The organism is Oxobacter pfennigii (assembly GCF_001317355.1).
In the GTDB taxonomy this organism is placed as follows: domain Bacteria; phylum Bacillota; class Clostridia; order Clostridiales; family Oxobacteraceae; genus Oxobacter; species Oxobacter pfennigii.
Genome location: NZ_LKET01000068.1, coordinates 351,760 through 368,606 on the forward strand (window position 1 = coordinate 351,760; position 16,847 = coordinate 368,606).

Below are 16,847 nucleotides of genomic sequence, written 5' to 3' on the forward strand. Positions count from 1 at the left end.
TTAAACTAATAACTTTAGAAAAGAAGGGACATTAAAAAATCGAACATCATATCCTGGTAAGATTCAAACCTATCCTTCATAGCTGACTTATTTCTTTCAAAGAGTTCTGGATGCTGGTCTTCATATTTTTCCCATACTATGTAATACTTTGATTCTTTTATCCAATCCATAAATCTTCCCCCTTTAATATCTCCCATACTCATGAACAAAATCTAATACAGCAATGTAGTTTTCCTTGCCGCCCTCATAGGTTGCAAGAACCTTATCAACATCGAAATAATATCTTCCGCCTGGTGCCAGTATGTCCATAAGTTCTTTTGCTTTATCTATGCACTGTTCTCTTGTCCCGGTTTTTAAAAGCGAAAGTGGATAGAAACCTGATATTATATGCTTTTTACCCAGCTTTTCTTTAATAAGCTTAGGATCGCCGTATTCGAACCTCATCCTTATACCTTTTGGAAGCTCAAGAAGGTAATCAAGGTATCTTGACCAGTCATTCTCACAAAAGAAAGATATCCCCTGTCCAGAATCCATAACTCCTTCAACAAACTTTTTAAAAGTGGGCCAATAAAATTTTTCGAAATCCTTTTCCCTCATATATGGAGCCATATGAAGTGGTACATAGCAATCGCCCATCAAATTAGGATTTTTTGAAATCCCTCTTTTAATCAGCATGGGTGTGACAACTTCGCAAGCAGCAATTACTTTTTCCGGGCATCTCCTTATATCCATTGAAATCCCGGTGAAGCCTCTTAAGTTATCTGCAATAAAGTCATAAGGTGCAAAAACTGCATTTCCAGCAGAATTCGCCGGTGGCTCGAAATAGCCGTATTTCTCATTCATCTTTTTCTTTATTGCAGCAGCCGTTGCATAGTCATCTTTCTGTGCCGTCATTCCTATTGCCATGACAATTGCCTTATTACTTGAGTCTGTATCAAGTGCTGTGTAAAGCCTTGGAAGTATCTTCTCAATCAGGCAGTCGTAGGGGTTTCTTATGAAATCATCATAGTCTTCGACATACATGCCTTGACTCTCAGGATGCTGTAAAAAGCCATTGGAGCCCATCACAAATGTTTTTGCCCCCATGAATTGATAAAATGCCGGATATCGCCTTGAACCAAATGGATTAGTATCTGAAAAAAAGTCACGACAAATTGCATCAGCAGCTTCTTCCATTTTTGCCGGATGCCACTGTACGTCAATTGTGTCCATACCGACATATTGCATGCCAAAATCATTATTCACTTTTATAGTTATTGGCACTCTCTTTGGAATCCTTCCATTATATAAGTCATCAAACAGCTCTTTTCTTTCCTGTTTAAGTATTCCTACATCATATTTTGATACTGCTTCAGACAACTTACTTCACCCACCCTTGGCAGATCTTAACGCCTTCAGCAGCGTTAGTTGTGAATGCATCTGCACCTATCTGTTCACAAGCTTCCTTAGTAACAGGGTTTCCTCCGATTATAATCTTGACACTGTCTCTTAATCCTGCTTCTTTGAGAGCGTCTACAGTATCTTTCATTGCCTCCAATGCAAGAGTTAATACTCCGCTCATACCAACTGCTACAGGTTTTACTTCCTTTACTTTTTCAATAAATGCACTGGCAGGCTGATCTATGCCTAGGTCATAAACGACAAACCCGGCAGCCTCAGACATGCTCTTGAATATGTTCTTACCTATGTCATGCAGATCTCCTGCAACAGTTCCAAGTACTATTGAACCTACATTTGCACTGCTGTCGGTACCTAATACAGGCTTTAATGTGTTGATGGCGTTTGTTAATAATTCTCCAGCAAATATAAGGTCACCAACAAAGTATTCACCTTTTTCATATAGCTCTCCAACAATCGCCATGCCGCTCTGGCAGGCCGCAACTACTTTCTGCGCTTCTTCTTCAGACGGGTTTGTGGCTACGAAACTTTTAAGTACCTCTAGAACTTTTTCCTCATCCAGCTCACCAATTAAGGCTGTCAAAGCTTTTAAATCTACCATAATAAATTTCCTCCATTTCATTTTTTAAAATTACATTAATCCTTGTATAGCAGTATTAAAATTACTAAATTACTTAAGTATGATAAATTCCAAGTCTTTTAGTTTTTTTAAATATCTATGATAGAATTACTCATCAAGATCCAGCAAATATTGTTACCTCTATCATCAGTTTGTCCATTAATGATAATGATAGGTTACAATATTATGCTGGGTTTTTCATCTGCAATTTTTGCTTGTATATAAAGCCAGCACAACGAGTTACCAATTAAATTTCCACTAAAGAGAACATAAAACTTTTAATAATCTTTGCCCTTGCTTCATCGTCGCCTTCTAACCATGAATCATCCTTTTTAAGCTCTTCCAACAGTTCAATAACAGAAAATTCTTTATCCATACTGCACCTCCTCTCCATTAATATTTTCCATATTCATGGACAAATTCATTAACTGCTCTAAAGTTATCTATGTTGACATCATCTTTTGAGATCAGTGCTTTATCAGTAGAGAATATAAAACCCCCACCCGGTGCACATTCATCAATTATTCTCTTTGCAAAATCTATGCATTCCTGCTTTGGTGCAAAACGGAGCTTATTCAAAGGAACGCCGCCCACAATAGTTATAGTATTACCAACCCTTTTCTTGGCCTCAATTACGTCATCATATTCTATAAAACCAAGTGCGGATGATTTTGGCAGCTCATTAATGTAGTCATAGTATTTTTCCCATTCACCCTCAAGGAACATAAGTGTTTTGCAGCCTTTTTCGTGTATTTTTAAAAGCATCTCTTTATATGTCGACCAAAAGAATCTTTCAAAATTTTTCGCACCAAGGTATGTTGGGCAATGGAGCGTTGATCTGGAATATGGGAAAGGACTATTTATTGAACTGGTAGCAAGATTAGTGTATATAGGGGATAAAGCGTTTACAGCCTCTTCCAATAATCCAGGAGCTCTTCTTATGTCTGTCAGCATTCCGGCAAAGCCTCTCAGCCTATCAAAAATAAGATCAGCAGGTGCGTATGCTTTACTAGGTCCGGTTACTTCTACAAGGCCATATTTCCCTTTGGCAAGAGCTGATACCTTCGCATTACACGCTCGCCAATTTACATATGCTTTTAACGCTGTTTTTAATGTTTCGTACGCTTCCTCCCTGCTTTTATTCAGATTAGGAAATTTTCTTAGCGCAAGGACATCAATCATAAATTTCATAGGATCTTTAATAAATTCAGGGTAATCTTCTGGCAGCATGGCTGCATTTTCATGATGCTGTAGGGTTGTACCATCTTCAGATATAAAGAATGATTTTGAACCTAATATCTCAATAATTTCAAAAGGAGTAGAAATACCGACAAAAAAAGTTGAATCAAAGTATATATCGTCTAAGAATTTTGTGTATTTTTCGGCAAGTAAATCACCATCTTTGTACACGTCGCGAAACTTTGCATTAGCATACGCTAACGTCCAGTAACTCATGTTGGCCATAACAGGTACCCTTTTGGGCTCTTTATGGTTAGTAGTAGCAATTATGTCATCCAGCCTTTCCTGATACAATGCTTTTGGGTCAATCATAATAAAACCTCCTTAATTTAATTAAAATCTGTTAAGCAGATTTGGATTTAACTATACAGGGCGACCATTCCAAAATCAGCTTAACGATTAATCGCTGAATATTTTTCTTTTACTTCTGGTCATTCTTGTACATACCAATATCGTCAAAAAAATTAGCTTTATTACCAGTTACTATTCTAAAATCCTCAAGCTTTATACTGTTACCCTTCTTCACTTTAATAAAGTCATCATCCCATTGTCCGGTAAAAAGTTTCAAAATGATATCAATATAGCCATTTTCCACAGCAAGCTCTAGATTCAGCAACTTTGAAAGCATTTCTGCTTTAGCCTTATATTTATCGAGACAATATGTACCATTATCAATGAGTATAAGTTTATTATACATTTTAAGCATTTCGCCAAAAATATAATTTGTTTTTTTAATACCATACTTTTTACAACAATATTCAAATTCGGAATATAAACCTATTGAACTTTCTAACCATCCTCCGGTTAAAAAATATGCATTATTAAAACACCGTATGGCAGAGTTGTTTTTTTTCAATATCATTGATATACAATCTTCAGTATTTGGTAAAATAAGATTTGCTGTTGTAGCTTCAAGACCAACTACTGCGTTACCACAGTTTCCATAGACGAGCAAGATATTATCGAATCCCTCATGGCAGTTAATTTCATACTGTAGCCTCAATTTTAAGTTTGTTGTATCAAGATGATATTTTGAATCCAGCCATAAGACTGGGAAATTGCACTTTGTTATCTCCAACGATTTATATACCTCATCTTTTAGTGTCTCACATGCAACTATTAGATTATTCATATATCATCTCCGCATTTTATTTGCCCTGTACAAGTCCATACTAACAAAATCGATATGGCTTGTCAACATTTTTTTAAGTTTAAAAAAGAGTCCTCCCTTGTTACATTAAGCACTGCTTCAAAATCAGAGCTTAAGAACAAAACAGAACTCTCATAATAAATAGATTTTTACTTAAATCTGTTGGAAACTATCATTGAGGTATAAACTTATATGCTATATCGATTCTGCAATAATTTCCGCAAATGAATATTTGTAATATGTGATTGAAAGAGCGAAGGGCTTATCATATTTGTCACTATAAAGCTGTTCAGCTTTTAATAATGGGATGCTATCTTTAAGCCCTAAAATATTCATAAGATTATCATCTGCGTCTATTCCTGACACATGCAGCTCACTTTTGAGGGTAAACAGAGAAATATTCTGCCTTATTATATCAGCGAAGTTTGCAAATTCAAGCTCATCTGTAGGTATTACCAGCCTCTTTTTAAAAATCATATACTTTAAATCATAAGCAATAGGCATACCAAAAGTATAAAAAATTCTAGATATTTCAAATGCGCGTCCTCCTGATGATATGTTTTCAAAGACAAAAGGAATTTCCTCCATTTTAATGATACGGGCACTTTTAACCTCTATCTTTTCAATCTTATTTTCACCCATATTCATTTCATCAAATCTTATTAGATAATTATTTGAAGAAGGACTCTTAATATAAGAGCCAACTCTAGGTATGGAATAAACATATCCTTCATTAGCTAACAGAACAAGTACATGCCTGATAGTTGATTTACTAGCATTATAGATACTACACATTTCAATCTCTGTAGGCAGCTTATCCCCTGGCTTTAGTATTCCTTTTATTATCTTATCTTTTATATTATTTACAATATTAAGATATAATTGCCTTTCCATAAATAACCTCAAATATCTTCCTTCTTTGTTGAAACTGCTGATAAATTAAAATAATCGTTTCTGCAAAATATTTTTCTCCAACCAACCGGCTGATAATTCTCATCAGATATTTTTTGCTCAATTATTACTATCGCTTTATTAGGATTAATATCAAGCAAATCGGCTATATCCTTACTTGCTTTATTTACTGCTATTTTTAGCTGCTTCTTAAGAGCAAAAGAGGAGGATTTGTTTGATACCATATCCTTAAAAGTCATAAGCGATATTTCCTCTTCTACAATAGGTATACCAGTATAATAAGGTATATATTTTTCGTCATAGGCTACCTGGTTGCCATTATTTAAAAATAAGGATTTGATTGTTACTACCCTTTTGTTCTGCGGTATTTGAAGGTTATAAACCAGTTCGATTGTTGGGTTTATAATATCTACATTCAGTAATTTTTCTTCATCAATTTTTACGCCAATACTTTTCTTTTCATCGAATTCAAGAATATACTTACCTAGCTTTGGTTCACTGACAAAATAGCCTTTTCCGGGTATAGAGTATATAAAACCGTCAGTAACTAAAGTACTTAGTGCTCTACGTACCGTCATTCTACTGGTATTATATTGTTCGCAAAGAGTATATTCGCTTGGAATAATATCTTTAGGAGCCAGTTTACCCGCCATTATTTGTTCCTTTATATCTTCAGCTATACTAATATATATTGGTACATTACTCATTTTTTTCTTCACTCTTTTCAGCTATCCATTTAAGGCAGGTTTTCATCCCATCTGATGCATCTTTGGTATATGCATCTGCACCTACAAATCTGCAAACTTCCTTTGATACCGAGCAGCCTCCGATTATTATTTTCAAACCATTTCGTAATCCTGAGGATTCTATAGAATCAATTATATTTTTCATGCTGTTAATAGCTAACGTAAGAATTGCACTGATGCCAACTATATCAGGATTATATTTTTTAATTGCGCTTATAAATTGTTCCGAAGATACATCAGTGCCTAAATCAATAACTTTCAAATTTTCACTTTTTGCAATTCCGGAAAAAATATATTTACCAATATCATGAAGATCGCCTTTCGCAGTGCCGATAACAATTGTACCTATTGTGTTTTCATTATCATCTTTTTCCGGCTGCATATTTTTCATTTTAAGAATTTCTTTAAAAATGATACCCGCCATAATAAGGTCCGCTATATAATAACTTTTTTCTTCGTAAAGCTTTCCTACACGATCCATTCCTGTTTTCACACTGTCAATAATTTCTTTTATACTTAAACCGTTGTCTAAAGCTACCTCTACAAGTTTATATACCTTTTCCTCATTTAGTTCTTCTACAGCAGAAATAATTAAATCTTTCAAAGTTTATCTACCTGCCCTATACATGTAATTCTTATATCAATGATACCACAAACAATAATAATTCGCTATATGGTTCCAGCTCATGTTTTATATCTAAAATAAAACCCTATATTCTATTAATAATATAGCGCTTTTTTTTAAACGTAAAACGGCTCACATTTGTGAGCCGAATATTGCTACGTTTTGATTGTCAAGCTGGAATTTTTTATCTTTCCATCCCAAAGTATTCAGTATATATCCTAAGGAATCCGCATTATATCGGCCGGCTATCTTTTGATAAGCCAAAAGCTCATAGACCTTATCCGAGTCAAAATCTACGGGATATAATCCGCTTAGGGGATTTACAAAACCTTCAATGGGGCTTTTCAGGTTACCATTTTCATCGTAAATTTCGTCTAAATATTCTTTATCTCTTAGAGATATATCTATAATGTATTTTTCTTTGTTTTCTTCGCTTATAACTTCAACCTTGTAGTTATCCATGTAGTTAACCTTATAACTGTATTTGTCGTTATACTCTTCAAAATCAAATATAACCTTTGCCATGTTGTTTAAAAATGTATAAATGTAATGGTACATTATTGCGCCGCTGCCGCCGGAATTGATGCTTACCATTATGTCTTCCACACCATCCCCGTTGAAATCACCTAAAAACAATGCGGGCTCGTATCCCTCATTTTGCTTAAGGGGTACGCTTATAAATATCCCCGTCATCCCGTCCTGTACAACCAGGGTTATGTTTTGAAGAAATGGACTGTCCTGGGTTTTTACACCCGTTAAATACACATTGTCGGGGACTTTGTCACCGTTTACATCCCCTCTTTTATAAGCCACCACATTAGGGTATATCATATTGGTCTTGTAATAATAATTATACATGGACTCTCCTTATTTAAAATAAGTCTCTGCATATTATATTATGTATATGACTGCCCATCTGCTATTTAATTTATCATGTTTCTTTAATGACATTGCTGTTCTTTGCAATGTAATCATAGCCTGAGTAAACGGTAATGATAACTGCAAGAAACATTACAAAGGCATCGAACCTAAAATTGCTTATCAAGGATAAAGGGTAATTTTTTAAAAGTGCCAATGCCACCGCAACTGATTGAATGACAGTCTTTAATTTACCCCATATTCCTGCAGGCAGCACCAGCTTTTCCCCTGCGGCCACCAGTCTGAAGCCTGTTATAATAAACTCCCTTGATATAATTATCATGGCTGCCCAGCCGTTTATCTGATTCCTTTGCACCAAGGCGATGAGCGCTGCCGCAATCAAAAGCTTATCGGCAATAGGGTCTAAAAATATGCCGAATTTGGTGACCAGGTTTTTCTTTCGGGCGATATAGCCGTCTACTTTGTCCGTGCTGGCAGCTATTATGAAAATAACCGCCGCTACATAGTTTCCGTAGTTTAATATAAAATTGTTGGTATCCAGCAAAATCTCATGCATGAAGCTTAAATATTCACTTGTAAGCATCCATTCGGGTATGGGAATTATAAACAGCATAAATACTGGTACAAGAAAAATACGGGAAAGTGTTATTTTATTTGGAAGATTCATTATTCTCACCACTTAATTTATATTTGAAAATTTCTTCTAAACCTTTTATGGCTTCATCTTTAAGTGCTTTTTCCTGTGCACCAAAGATAATAGCTGTAATGTTTATTGTGAATTTATCCATGATTTTGTCCGTGGAATTTTCCGAAGTCTTTACATTTATCTGACGGCCTGTGGTGGAAAGCCACAGGTTTACATCATCGCTTCCGGCAAATACTTTAACGTGGCCTATATAATATTTATTTGTGCTTACCCAATTTTTAAGGCCTTCAATCCATTTTGTTAAAGCCTCTTTAAGTTCCTCTGCAGTAATTTTATTTTCTAAATTCATTTCAATGGAATGGGAAAAGACTCCCGGTATTTCATCCTTAGCTCCGAATATTTCCTCATGTGAATGGCCGTGATAATGGTCATGACCGCAGGAACAGTTTTCGTCATGCTCGTGTTCATGGTTACGGCCGCAGTCGCAATTTTCATCATGTTTGTGAGGATGCTTGTTTTCATCCATTAACCTGTCACCTCATTCCATAAACCCTTAACTATATCCTGATTTGCAGAAACCTTATAAATTTTGGCATTTGAATTAATTTCAGCCACATGCTCCTCTGCCTTTTTAAGCTCTTCTTCAGAAATAAGATCGATTTTGTTTATTAAAACCACATCTCCGTCTTTTACCTGCTTTTCAACCAAAACAGGAGTGATATCCGTAAGCTCCTCCATGCGCTCGGCATCCACAACGGTTACAACTTTTATCATGTCGATTCCCTGTGTGTATTTCTTCAATGAATCCATAACCATTCCAGGATATGCAATGCCGGTACACTCTATAATAATCCACTCGGGATTTATATTTCTATAAATATCATTGATGGTAGTGGTTAAATCAACGGATAAGGTACAGCATATGCAGCCGGCGAACAATTCTTTGACGCTGTATCCCCCGGATTTTAATATCTTATCGTCAATCCCCGTCTCACCTATTTCATTTTCAATAATAACAAGCTTGGGTTTATCGATTATAACCGATTTATCAATTATATGATGTGCGAGGGATAATATAAGACTGGTCTTGCCCGAGCCTAAAAAACCTCCGAAAATAATCAGATTCATTTTTCCTTCCCCCAATTTAATATAAAATATTCTGCTCACGTACCTGGAATTTCTATATATATTATACTACACAAAGATAAGTTTAAGATTACAATATTTACAAATAAAAAGAGGCTGCCTGGAAATTAAAACTTCAAGGCAGCCAATTTGGGTTAGTTTATTTTCCTGTAACTGCACAAACCATGGCTTCAATGTTGTCCTTCTTTGCATTAGGAGGAGCACTGCAGCCTGCAGCAAGTATGTAGCCTTCAGGACCAACTTCTTTTATCAGCCTCATACAATAATTGTATACTTCATCAGGAGTACCCAAAGTTAAAAGGGATGCGGGAACGTCGCCTTGCAACGCCATATGACCGTCCAAAACCTTTTTAGCTTTAAATATATCGCAGGTACCGTCCAATGTAAGCACGCATTTATGTTTGGGGAAGTCCAGGAAGTAATTGAACTTGGGTTCCCAGTCGGCATCGAGATGGAAGTTAACAAAAGCGCCTTCCTCTATAGCTGTATCAACAATCATCTTTCTGTATTTAAGGTCGAAGCGTTCAAACAATTTAGCTGAAAGGAACGCAGAGCGTGAGCCCCCGACAAATACAGCCAAAGGCTTCACGGTCTGGATCATTTTCCTAAGCTGCGGAATATGCTCTTCAATAGCAACATCAAAAGCTGCTTCCACCTTATCGGGGATGCGGCGAAGGTCTCTTAAGAATTCAGGCATAGATCTCATGGACATAAAGGTTTCGGTAAATACGTCAGATAAGACAGGACTTAAGCTGACGATACCGATCGACCTTAAAACCTTTGAAAGCCTCCCCATTACAGGACCCATTTCCTTCATTTTTTCAACCATTGCACCGCCGTTTATTCTCTTGGAATACTCTCCTTTGAAGTAGCCGTAGCCCTTGTTGATGATTGTATCATAATCATCAGCAGTCATTATTTCCTGCTCGTTCATCTGCCATAGCTCGTCTTCTCCAAGCTCACGGCCGGGGAGCTTCATATGAGTTGTAGTTTCTCTTCCCGGAGGATACGAGCCGGCTCCGCCGGCATCTATTTCGCCTTTTCCGAAGAGCAGTGTACCCATCATCATAAGAGTGTTGGCTCTTTCTGTATCGGTTATGAGTTCAGCTAATTTAATACCCATGTATCTTGTGGTAAAAACATCACAGTTAAAGGCAATAGGCGGCCTGTCCTGTTTTTCGAAGGTAAAAGCTCTTTTAAGCCTCGCATAATGTTCATCGTACATTTCCTGTGGAGTCTTCATAAAAATTCACCTCTTTATTTATTTTACATGTCAGGGTTTTATACTTTATTTCATGAAGTTTTTTAGGCTATATTCATCAATTTCTTGCAGAGGGGCACTGCCTGCTGTGCACTGTTGGTGTAAGCATCGGCCTTAACATATTCTGAAACTGTACCTGTTATGGTGCCTCCGCCAATTAAGATTTTTCTTCCTTCCCTTAAGCCTGCTTTATCGATTTCTTCAATTATGTTTTTCATGCTGTCAAAACAGGAAGTCAAAAGACAAGACATGCCTATTACCTGTGGATTGTGCCGGTTTATGGCTTCGATAAATTTTTCAGCGGGAGCATCAATACCTACGTCTACAACTTTAAAGCCATTGCAGCTTAATAATGAAACGACAATGTCTTTTCCTATATTGTGAATGTCGTCCTTTACAGTACCCATTACAACTGTTCCTAGCTTAGGCGTATCAGCTGAAAAGGAATCACCTAAGAGAGCTACTGCACTTGAAAATACGTCTCCTGATAAAATCAATTCCGATAAGAAATAATCCTTGGCCTCGAATCTTTCACCGATGATGTCCATACCTTTCTGAAGTGCAGCTATGATTTCCAAAGCCGGAGTCCCGCTTTCCTGAAGCTCTTTAACTGTGCTGAACACTAAATCTTCATCCAGTTCCGCCATTGCGTTTGTTAATTTTTCTGACATTTTTCTTACCTCCTATTTATTATTTCACCCCTTACAAAAGAGGCGCATAAACTGATAAAAGTTTTCTGTTTATTTATATGAAAATTTTTATAGTTTTATATTCCATGGGTTTCAAAAACTTATTAAGCAGCCAATTTCTGTGCGCTCTTGGACTTGCCGGTAGGCGTAGCATAAGCCGAAATGCCCACGGCAGCAAAATAAATAAGCTTTTTAGCTCATATTTAGTGAGAAAATTATTATAAATTTATAAATATACTTCATAATAGATAAATGGAATATATAGTATGCTGTAAGTTTAATAGATGAGTAAAATGAGCAGGTATTGTGTTTTTTTAACAAAGCTTATATTGGTTCATAAACTTGAATTAATTTGGTACTTTAGTCATGGCTGTCATAGGAAAATAATAGCACTAGAAACTATTAATGTCTTTGTTTGACATGGAGAAACTTCATAGGCTTTTTGTTCAAATTGAACAGTGGGTAGCTTATAAATAAATTTTATATTTATTTCCATATTTAGTCAAGTAAACACCCGCTGACCCAAGGTCAGCGGGTGTTCTTTATTCTTCTCTGGTTTTTATAAGTTCATCTACAGATTCAGGATTGGATAAAGTAGAAGTATCTCCTAATTGTTCAAATTCACCTGAAGCAATTTTTCTTAAAATACGCCTCATTATTTTACCGCTTCTTGTTTTGGGGAGCTGCTCTACTATGTGAATTTTATCCGGGCTGGCAACAGGCCCTATGACCTTGCGGACATGCTGGCCTAATTGTGCTCTTAGTTCGCTGCTGGCTTTGGCATTATTCTTCAAAAGTACATATGCGTAAATTCCTTCGCCTTTTATATCATGAGGATATCCTACAACTGCAGCTTCTGCTACTTTATTATGGCTTACCAGTGCGCTTTCAATTTCGGCTGTACTTAAGCGGTGTCCCGATACGTTAAGCACATCATCTACCCTGCCTAACAGCCAGTAATATCCGTCTTCGTCAACACGGGCTCCGTCTCCTGTAAAATAATTGCCGGGATACATTGTAAGGTAAGTTTCCCTGAAACGGTCAGGTGCGTTATATACACCCCTCATAAGTCCCGGCCAGGGACGCTTTATTATAAGGCTGCCGCCGTCTTTGGAGTCACATTCTTCACCGTTGGAATCCACAATTGCCGGTTCAATTCCAAAAAAAGGCATTGCTGCAGAACCTGGCTTTGTGGGGATTGCTCCCGGAAGGGGAGTAATTATTACACCGCCTGTTTCAGTCTGCCAATAGGTATCCACAATGGCGCATTTTTCATTGCCTACCACTTTATGATACCAAACCCAGGCCTCAGGGTTTATTGGCTCTCCTACAGTACCTAAAAGCCTCAAGCTTGATAAATCATGCTTTTTGACCCATTCCTCATCTTCTTTCATCAGGCCCCTTATAATTGTAGGTGCTGTATAGAAAATGCTTACTCTGTATTTTTCAATCACCTGCCACAACCTGTCAGGGTTAGGGTAATTGTGAAGTCCCTCATACATAAGGGTGGTGGCGCCTAATGCAAGAGGGCCGTATATCACATAAGAATGCCCGGTAATCCAGCCGCTGTCTGCCGTGCACCAGAATGTGTCCTCTTCCTTTAAGTCAAATATATATTTCATGGTCAAGGAAGTATATACAAGATATCCCCCTGTTGTATGCATAACCCCTTTAGGCTTTCCAGTGCTGCCCGATGTGTACAGTATGAATAATGGATCCTCCGAATCCATAGCCTCCGGCGGACATACTGATGATATATCCGGAGAATTTATCTCATGATGCCACCATTTATCCCTTTGAGTCCAGAAATTAATATCCGCACCTGTATGCTTTACAACTATGCAGGTGTGCACTCCCGGACAGCCTTCCAATGCCTTGTCTGCATTATCCTTCAGCGGAATGTATGCACCTCTTCTGAAACCGGCATCGGCTGTAATGAGTATTCTGGCACCCGAGTCGTTTATTCTGTCTCTTAAGCTGTCGGCGCTGAAACCTCCGAAAACAACGTTGTGTATGGCACCTATTCGCGAACAAGCCAGCATTGTTATGGCAAGTTCGGGAATCATTGGCATATATAATGCCACCCTGTCTCCCTTATTTACTCCCCATTTTTTTAAAGTATTTGCAACGCGGCATACCTGATTATATAATTCGTTATAGGTTAAAACCCTTGTCTCATCCCTTTTTTCGCCCTGCCAGATAATTGCCGCTTTGTTCTTTCTCCAGGTATTGATGTGCCGGTCTATACAGTTTGCAGACACATTTAATTTCCCGCCTAAATACCATTTGTGTTCACCTTCAACAAGGTCTCCCTCGTAAACTTTTTTAAATGGCTTTATCCAATCCACAAGCTCTGCCTGCTTAGCCCAGAAGGCTTCAGGCTCTTTTATGGAATAATCATACAGCTCCTTATATTCCTCATAGCTCCTTATATGTGCCGTTTCCTTAATTCTCTCGGGAGGGTTGAAAACCCTTTGCTCTTCTAAAACTGTATCTATAGTACTTGATTTCGGTGTCTGTCCTGACATATTACACTCCCCCTATTTTGTTATTGTTATATAACAGATTGATTTGTTTTAAAGTATACCATATATAATTCGCAAGCGCAACCAGGGAAAGGGACAGTTCACATTTTTTTGTCTTTTAGTGAAATTTAAAAACCGAAGACAGAAAGCCGCGGACATATACAGGTAAGAAGTAAGGATTCGAAGAATATAAAAAAGAGCATTGGCCTTCATGCTCTTTTAAACCATGACTTGTTATTTTGCAAGCTTTTTATCCATCTCTATTATTTTATTCTCCTGTTGTCTTTGTCTGTTATGTAAAGTATCTACTGAAAGCTTGATGTCTTGTATTATTTGTCTGTCTGCAAGCCTTCCCTGGTTGATTTCCGCAACTTCTCTTCTAATCATACTCTGCTCGTCAGACAATAATTTAAGCTTATCTGAAATCTCTCCGTCAATTTTAACTCCGATTTTCGAAACATCCAGTCTTAATGCTTCCTGGCCTTCCTTTAAATTCGAAACATCCAGTCTTAATGCTTCCTGGCCTTCCTTTAAATTCGAAACATCCAGCCTCAATGCTTCCTGGCCTTCCATAATATTTATTAACATATTCTTTAATTCATCGTCCATGATAGCATTACCTCACTTCACCTTTGACAAGGTTTTTAGTTTAGGACATCCACTTAAACTATCAACATTATACCACGTTTTAATGGATAATAAACAGAATGCTTATATATCCAAAATCAGATGTGGCATATCTCTTTAGAAACCCAGTCATTAGATCTTTCTGTTCATGCTGCAAGAAGATTATTGATATCCTCTTACTTATTATCATGTATTACAATGAATTCCTTAGCCTCTGTATCGAACGCAAGTACAGACTCATCCTCGATATATTTCAAAATATATATATACTTTCCAAAAGACATGTAATAAGGGTCAGCTATGGTAAGGTTACTTATGTTTTCTTGGCTTTTGTATATCTCTTTAGTCCTCACATCCTGAACCTTCCAATATAAGTCTCTATCTTCATAAACAACATAATCGTCAATGAGGTGAAATCTATAATTGTTGGGATTTGACCCTGGGCATTTGCATTTTGCTCATAAGACTGCAAAATCTTAATATTGCTTAAATCATTCTTTTCTATGAGCAATAAATCATCGGCCTGTTTTGTGGTTTTTGAGGATATTGGATTCTATTTTACAAGCTTAATTATATATTTCCCATCAGACGGTTTACCAATTTGACCGCTTCCACTGCGTTTTTTGCATAACCGTCGGAGCCTATATTTTTGGCGAATTCATCTGAAATTGGCCCTCCTCCTACAATAACTTTTACATCGTCCCGAAGTCCTTCTTCTGCCAATAGCTCTATTATCCTTTTCATATTGCTCATGGCTGTGGACATAAGCGTAGATAAAGCAAGTATTTTTGCCCCTTCATCCTTTACCGCACTTATAAAATTGTTGACAGGTACATCGCGCCCTAAATCTATTATTTCATATCCCGCCGTTTCCAGCATGATTTTTACTAAATTCTTCCCGATATCATGGGTATCCCCTTCCACAACCCCTATGACAACCTTGCATTTAGGCTCAGTTTCGGATTTTTCAAGATGGGGCTTTAAAACATCCAGTCCATTATACATTGCATCCGAACAAATTAAGAGCTCGGGAATAAAGTATTCCTCATTTTCATACATGGCTGCAGCCTTGTTCATGCCGTCCGTCAGGCCGTTTAAAACTCCTTCAATGGCAGGATATCCGGCCTGTATATATTCTTCGGCCACCGTAACAACCTCTTCATCCTCCATTTTTTCTACGCATTCCGACAATAATCTTAAAAGCTCTTCCTTACTTCTCATTTATATTTGATCCCTCCCGGTTAAAGCTTTAAGCCTTGCCTGCTGCAGCCTCAAGCATATATTTTATCTTATCGCAGTCCACTGGATACCCCACTTCCCTCACTGTGTCCATCATCGTCTGAATGTTTTCAAAGGGCGTTTCCACAGGCAGGCTGCATCCTGACATGACAACATATCCTTTCGGAGAATCATAAGCATCCAAAATGCACTCCAGAGTTTTGATGCGCACATCCTGCGGTGTACCTAAATACATTACCCCGCTAGGGTCCACATTGCCAAGTATCCTGGTTTTATCCCCAATGGCAATCTTGCAATCCTTTAAGCTGGCAACGTTATCAATGCTCATGCCTCCTATACCTAAATCGGCAACATCCTTCCATATCTTCTTGGTCTGTCCGCATATATGAAGCATTACTTTAGTACCGTTATATTCCCTGATAAAATCAATGAGCTCTTTTAAATAGGGCAGCGAGAATTCGCGGAAGGCTTTTTCACCGACAACGGTACCTGAAGACATGGGTTCGGAAATTGTGGGATTTAAGCCAATATCCATAACTGCTTTGGCATATTCCTTGCAGGTCTCAAGAGAAATTCTGCAAAGCTTATGCAGCGCTTCCGGATTTTTATGAATCAGCTTTAAGCTTTCATCTACGCCAAAGAGAAAAAAGGCATTGGTAAAAGGTCCTACAATACCGGCTGAGCATTTTATTTCGTCTTTTGCCATATCCCGAAGATATTTCATCGCATCTAAGTGCACCGGCAATCTTTTGTCCTTGTAAGGGTCAGCAGGGCGCAGGGCACCTATGTCCTCTATACAGGAGACAGCAGGCTTTTTTAAATCAGCAGTATTATCATCAGGATAGTCAACTGTTGCGCCCATAGCTTCCGCCCAGGTAAACAAATCCGTAAATATTCTAAGACTGTCGCCTCCAAACTTGTGATAGGCTGCCATTTGTGCTTGTGCAATAGCTTTAGGGTTATGATTAAACTCGGATATCTTACAGCCATAAATTCTGGCTACTCCATTTGCAATATTGGGGTTACAGGGCAGCCTGTCGGCTTGAGCCCCGCTGGCTATAGCCGCTGCTCTCTCTGCCGGAGTCATGGAATCGGTATACAACATGGATAATCCTCCTTCTCATACATATTTTATAAGCTAAATTT

General features: G+C 37.7%; 20 protein-coding genes. All 20 read right to left on the reverse strand.

The features are described from left to right. Positions 1-14 precede the first annotated feature (14 nt). Positions 15-170 carry a hypothetical protein gene (locus OXPF_RS22725; protein ID WP_160317288.1) on the reverse strand — a complete coding sequence of 52 codons (156 nt, stop codon included), beginning with the start codon at positions 168-170 and terminating at the stop codon, positions 15-17. Positions 171-183: 13 nt separating this feature from the next. Further along, entirely contained in the window at positions 184-1,359 is a 1,176-nt protein-coding gene (locus OXPF_RS21100; RefSeq protein WP_054877182.1) for a uroporphyrinogen decarboxylase/cobalamine-independent methonine synthase family protein, read from the reverse strand. A gap of 1 nt (position 1,360) precedes the next feature. Further along, positions 1,361-1,999, reverse strand: coding sequence for a cobalamin B12-binding domain-containing protein (locus OXPF_RS21105; RefSeq protein WP_054877183.1), 639 nt, complete (start codon positions 1,997-1,999; stop codon positions 1,361-1,363). A 265-nt stretch (positions 2,000-2,264) separates the two neighbouring features. After that, complete coding sequence (locus tag OXPF_RS23470) at positions 2,265-2,393, reverse strand: hypothetical protein (RefSeq protein ID WP_278308415.1); 129 nt, start codon at positions 2,391-2,393, stop codon at positions 2,265-2,267. A 17-nt stretch (positions 2,394-2,410) separates the two neighbouring features. Further along, positions 2,411-3,568: a uroporphyrinogen decarboxylase family protein gene (locus OXPF_RS21110; protein WP_054877184.1), complete on the reverse strand. Its 1,158-nt coding sequence runs from the start codon at positions 3,566-3,568 to the stop codon at positions 2,411-2,413. A gap of 109 nt (positions 3,569-3,677) precedes the next feature. Next, the gene (locus tag OXPF_RS21115) at positions 3,678-4,388 is read right to left on the reverse strand and encodes a DUF1638 domain-containing protein (RefSeq protein WP_054877185.1); all 711 of its coding nucleotides are present in this window, start codon (positions 4,386-4,388) and stop codon (positions 3,678-3,680) included. A 213-nt stretch (positions 4,389-4,601) separates the two neighbouring features. Next, positions 4,602-5,300, reverse strand: coding sequence for a GntR family transcriptional regulator (locus OXPF_RS21120; protein WP_152967824.1), 699 nt, complete (start codon positions 5,298-5,300; stop codon positions 4,602-4,604). Between the two features lie 8 nt (positions 5,301-5,308). Next, entirely contained in the window at positions 5,309-6,037 is a 729-nt protein-coding gene (locus OXPF_RS21125) for a GntR family transcriptional regulator (RefSeq protein ID WP_160317289.1), read from the reverse strand. Next, positions 6,018-6,668, reverse strand: coding sequence for a cobalamin B12-binding domain-containing protein (locus OXPF_RS21130; protein WP_054877188.1), 651 nt, complete (start codon positions 6,666-6,668; stop codon positions 6,018-6,020). The genes OXPF_RS21125 and OXPF_RS21130 overlap by 20 nt, the downstream gene beginning before the upstream one ends. A gap of 153 nt (positions 6,669-6,821) precedes the next feature. Next, a complete protein-coding gene (locus OXPF_RS21135) occupies positions 6,822-7,547 on the reverse strand; it encodes a hypothetical protein (RefSeq protein ID WP_054877189.1) in 726 nt (241 codons plus the stop codon). A 73-nt stretch (positions 7,548-7,620) separates the two neighbouring features. After that, on the reverse strand, positions 7,621-8,235 hold the full coding sequence (pgsA, locus tag OXPF_RS21140) for a CDP-diacylglycerol--glycerol-3-phosphate 3-phosphatidyltransferase (protein ID WP_054877190.1): 615 nt from the start codon (positions 8,233-8,235) through the stop codon (positions 7,621-7,623). Next, positions 8,219-8,740, reverse strand: a complete 522-nt coding sequence (locus OXPF_RS21145; RefSeq protein ID WP_054877191.1) for a hypothetical protein — start codon at positions 8,738-8,740, stop codon at positions 8,219-8,221. Before OXPF_RS21145 ends, pgsA begins: the two co-directional genes overlap by 17 nt. Further along, positions 8,740-9,342 carry a GTP-binding protein gene (locus tag OXPF_RS21150; RefSeq protein WP_054877192.1) on the reverse strand — a complete coding sequence of 201 codons (603 nt, stop codon included), beginning with the start codon at positions 9,340-9,342 and terminating at the stop codon, positions 8,740-8,742. The genes OXPF_RS21145 and OXPF_RS21150 overlap by 1 nt, the downstream gene beginning before the upstream one ends. A 157-nt stretch (positions 9,343-9,499) precedes the next feature. After that, entirely contained in the window at positions 9,500-10,603 is a 1,104-nt protein-coding gene (locus OXPF_RS21155; RefSeq protein ID WP_054877193.1) for a uroporphyrinogen decarboxylase family protein, read from the reverse strand. A 62-nt stretch (positions 10,604-10,665) separates the two neighbouring features. Then, complete coding sequence (locus OXPF_RS21160; protein ID WP_054877194.1) at positions 10,666-11,292, reverse strand: cobalamin B12-binding domain-containing protein; 627 nt, start codon at positions 11,290-11,292, stop codon at positions 10,666-10,668. 560 nt (positions 11,293-11,852) lie between these two features. After that, positions 11,853-13,838: an acetate--CoA ligase gene (acs, locus tag OXPF_RS21165; protein WP_054877195.1), complete on the reverse strand. Its 1,986-nt coding sequence runs from the start codon at positions 13,836-13,838 to the stop codon at positions 11,853-11,855. Between the two features lie 231 nt (positions 13,839-14,069). After that, positions 14,070-14,444 carry a hypothetical protein gene (locus OXPF_RS21170; RefSeq protein WP_054877196.1) on the reverse strand — a complete coding sequence of 125 codons (375 nt, stop codon included), beginning with the start codon at positions 14,442-14,444 and terminating at the stop codon, positions 14,070-14,072. 194 nt (positions 14,445-14,638) lie between these two features. Beyond that, the gene (locus OXPF_RS22730; protein WP_160317290.1) at positions 14,639-14,815 is read right to left on the reverse strand and encodes a hypothetical protein; all 177 of its coding nucleotides are present in this window, start codon (positions 14,813-14,815) and stop codon (positions 14,639-14,641) included. Positions 14,816-15,032: 217 nt separating this feature from the next. Beyond that, positions 15,033-15,683: a corrinoid protein gene (locus tag OXPF_RS21175; RefSeq protein WP_054877197.1), complete on the reverse strand. Its 651-nt coding sequence runs from the start codon at positions 15,681-15,683 to the stop codon at positions 15,033-15,035. Positions 15,684-15,711: 28 nt separating this feature from the next. Further along, positions 15,712-16,806, reverse strand: coding sequence for a uroporphyrinogen decarboxylase family protein (locus OXPF_RS21180; protein WP_054877198.1), 1,095 nt, complete (start codon positions 16,804-16,806; stop codon positions 15,712-15,714). Positions 16,807-16,847: the final 41 nt, after the last annotated feature.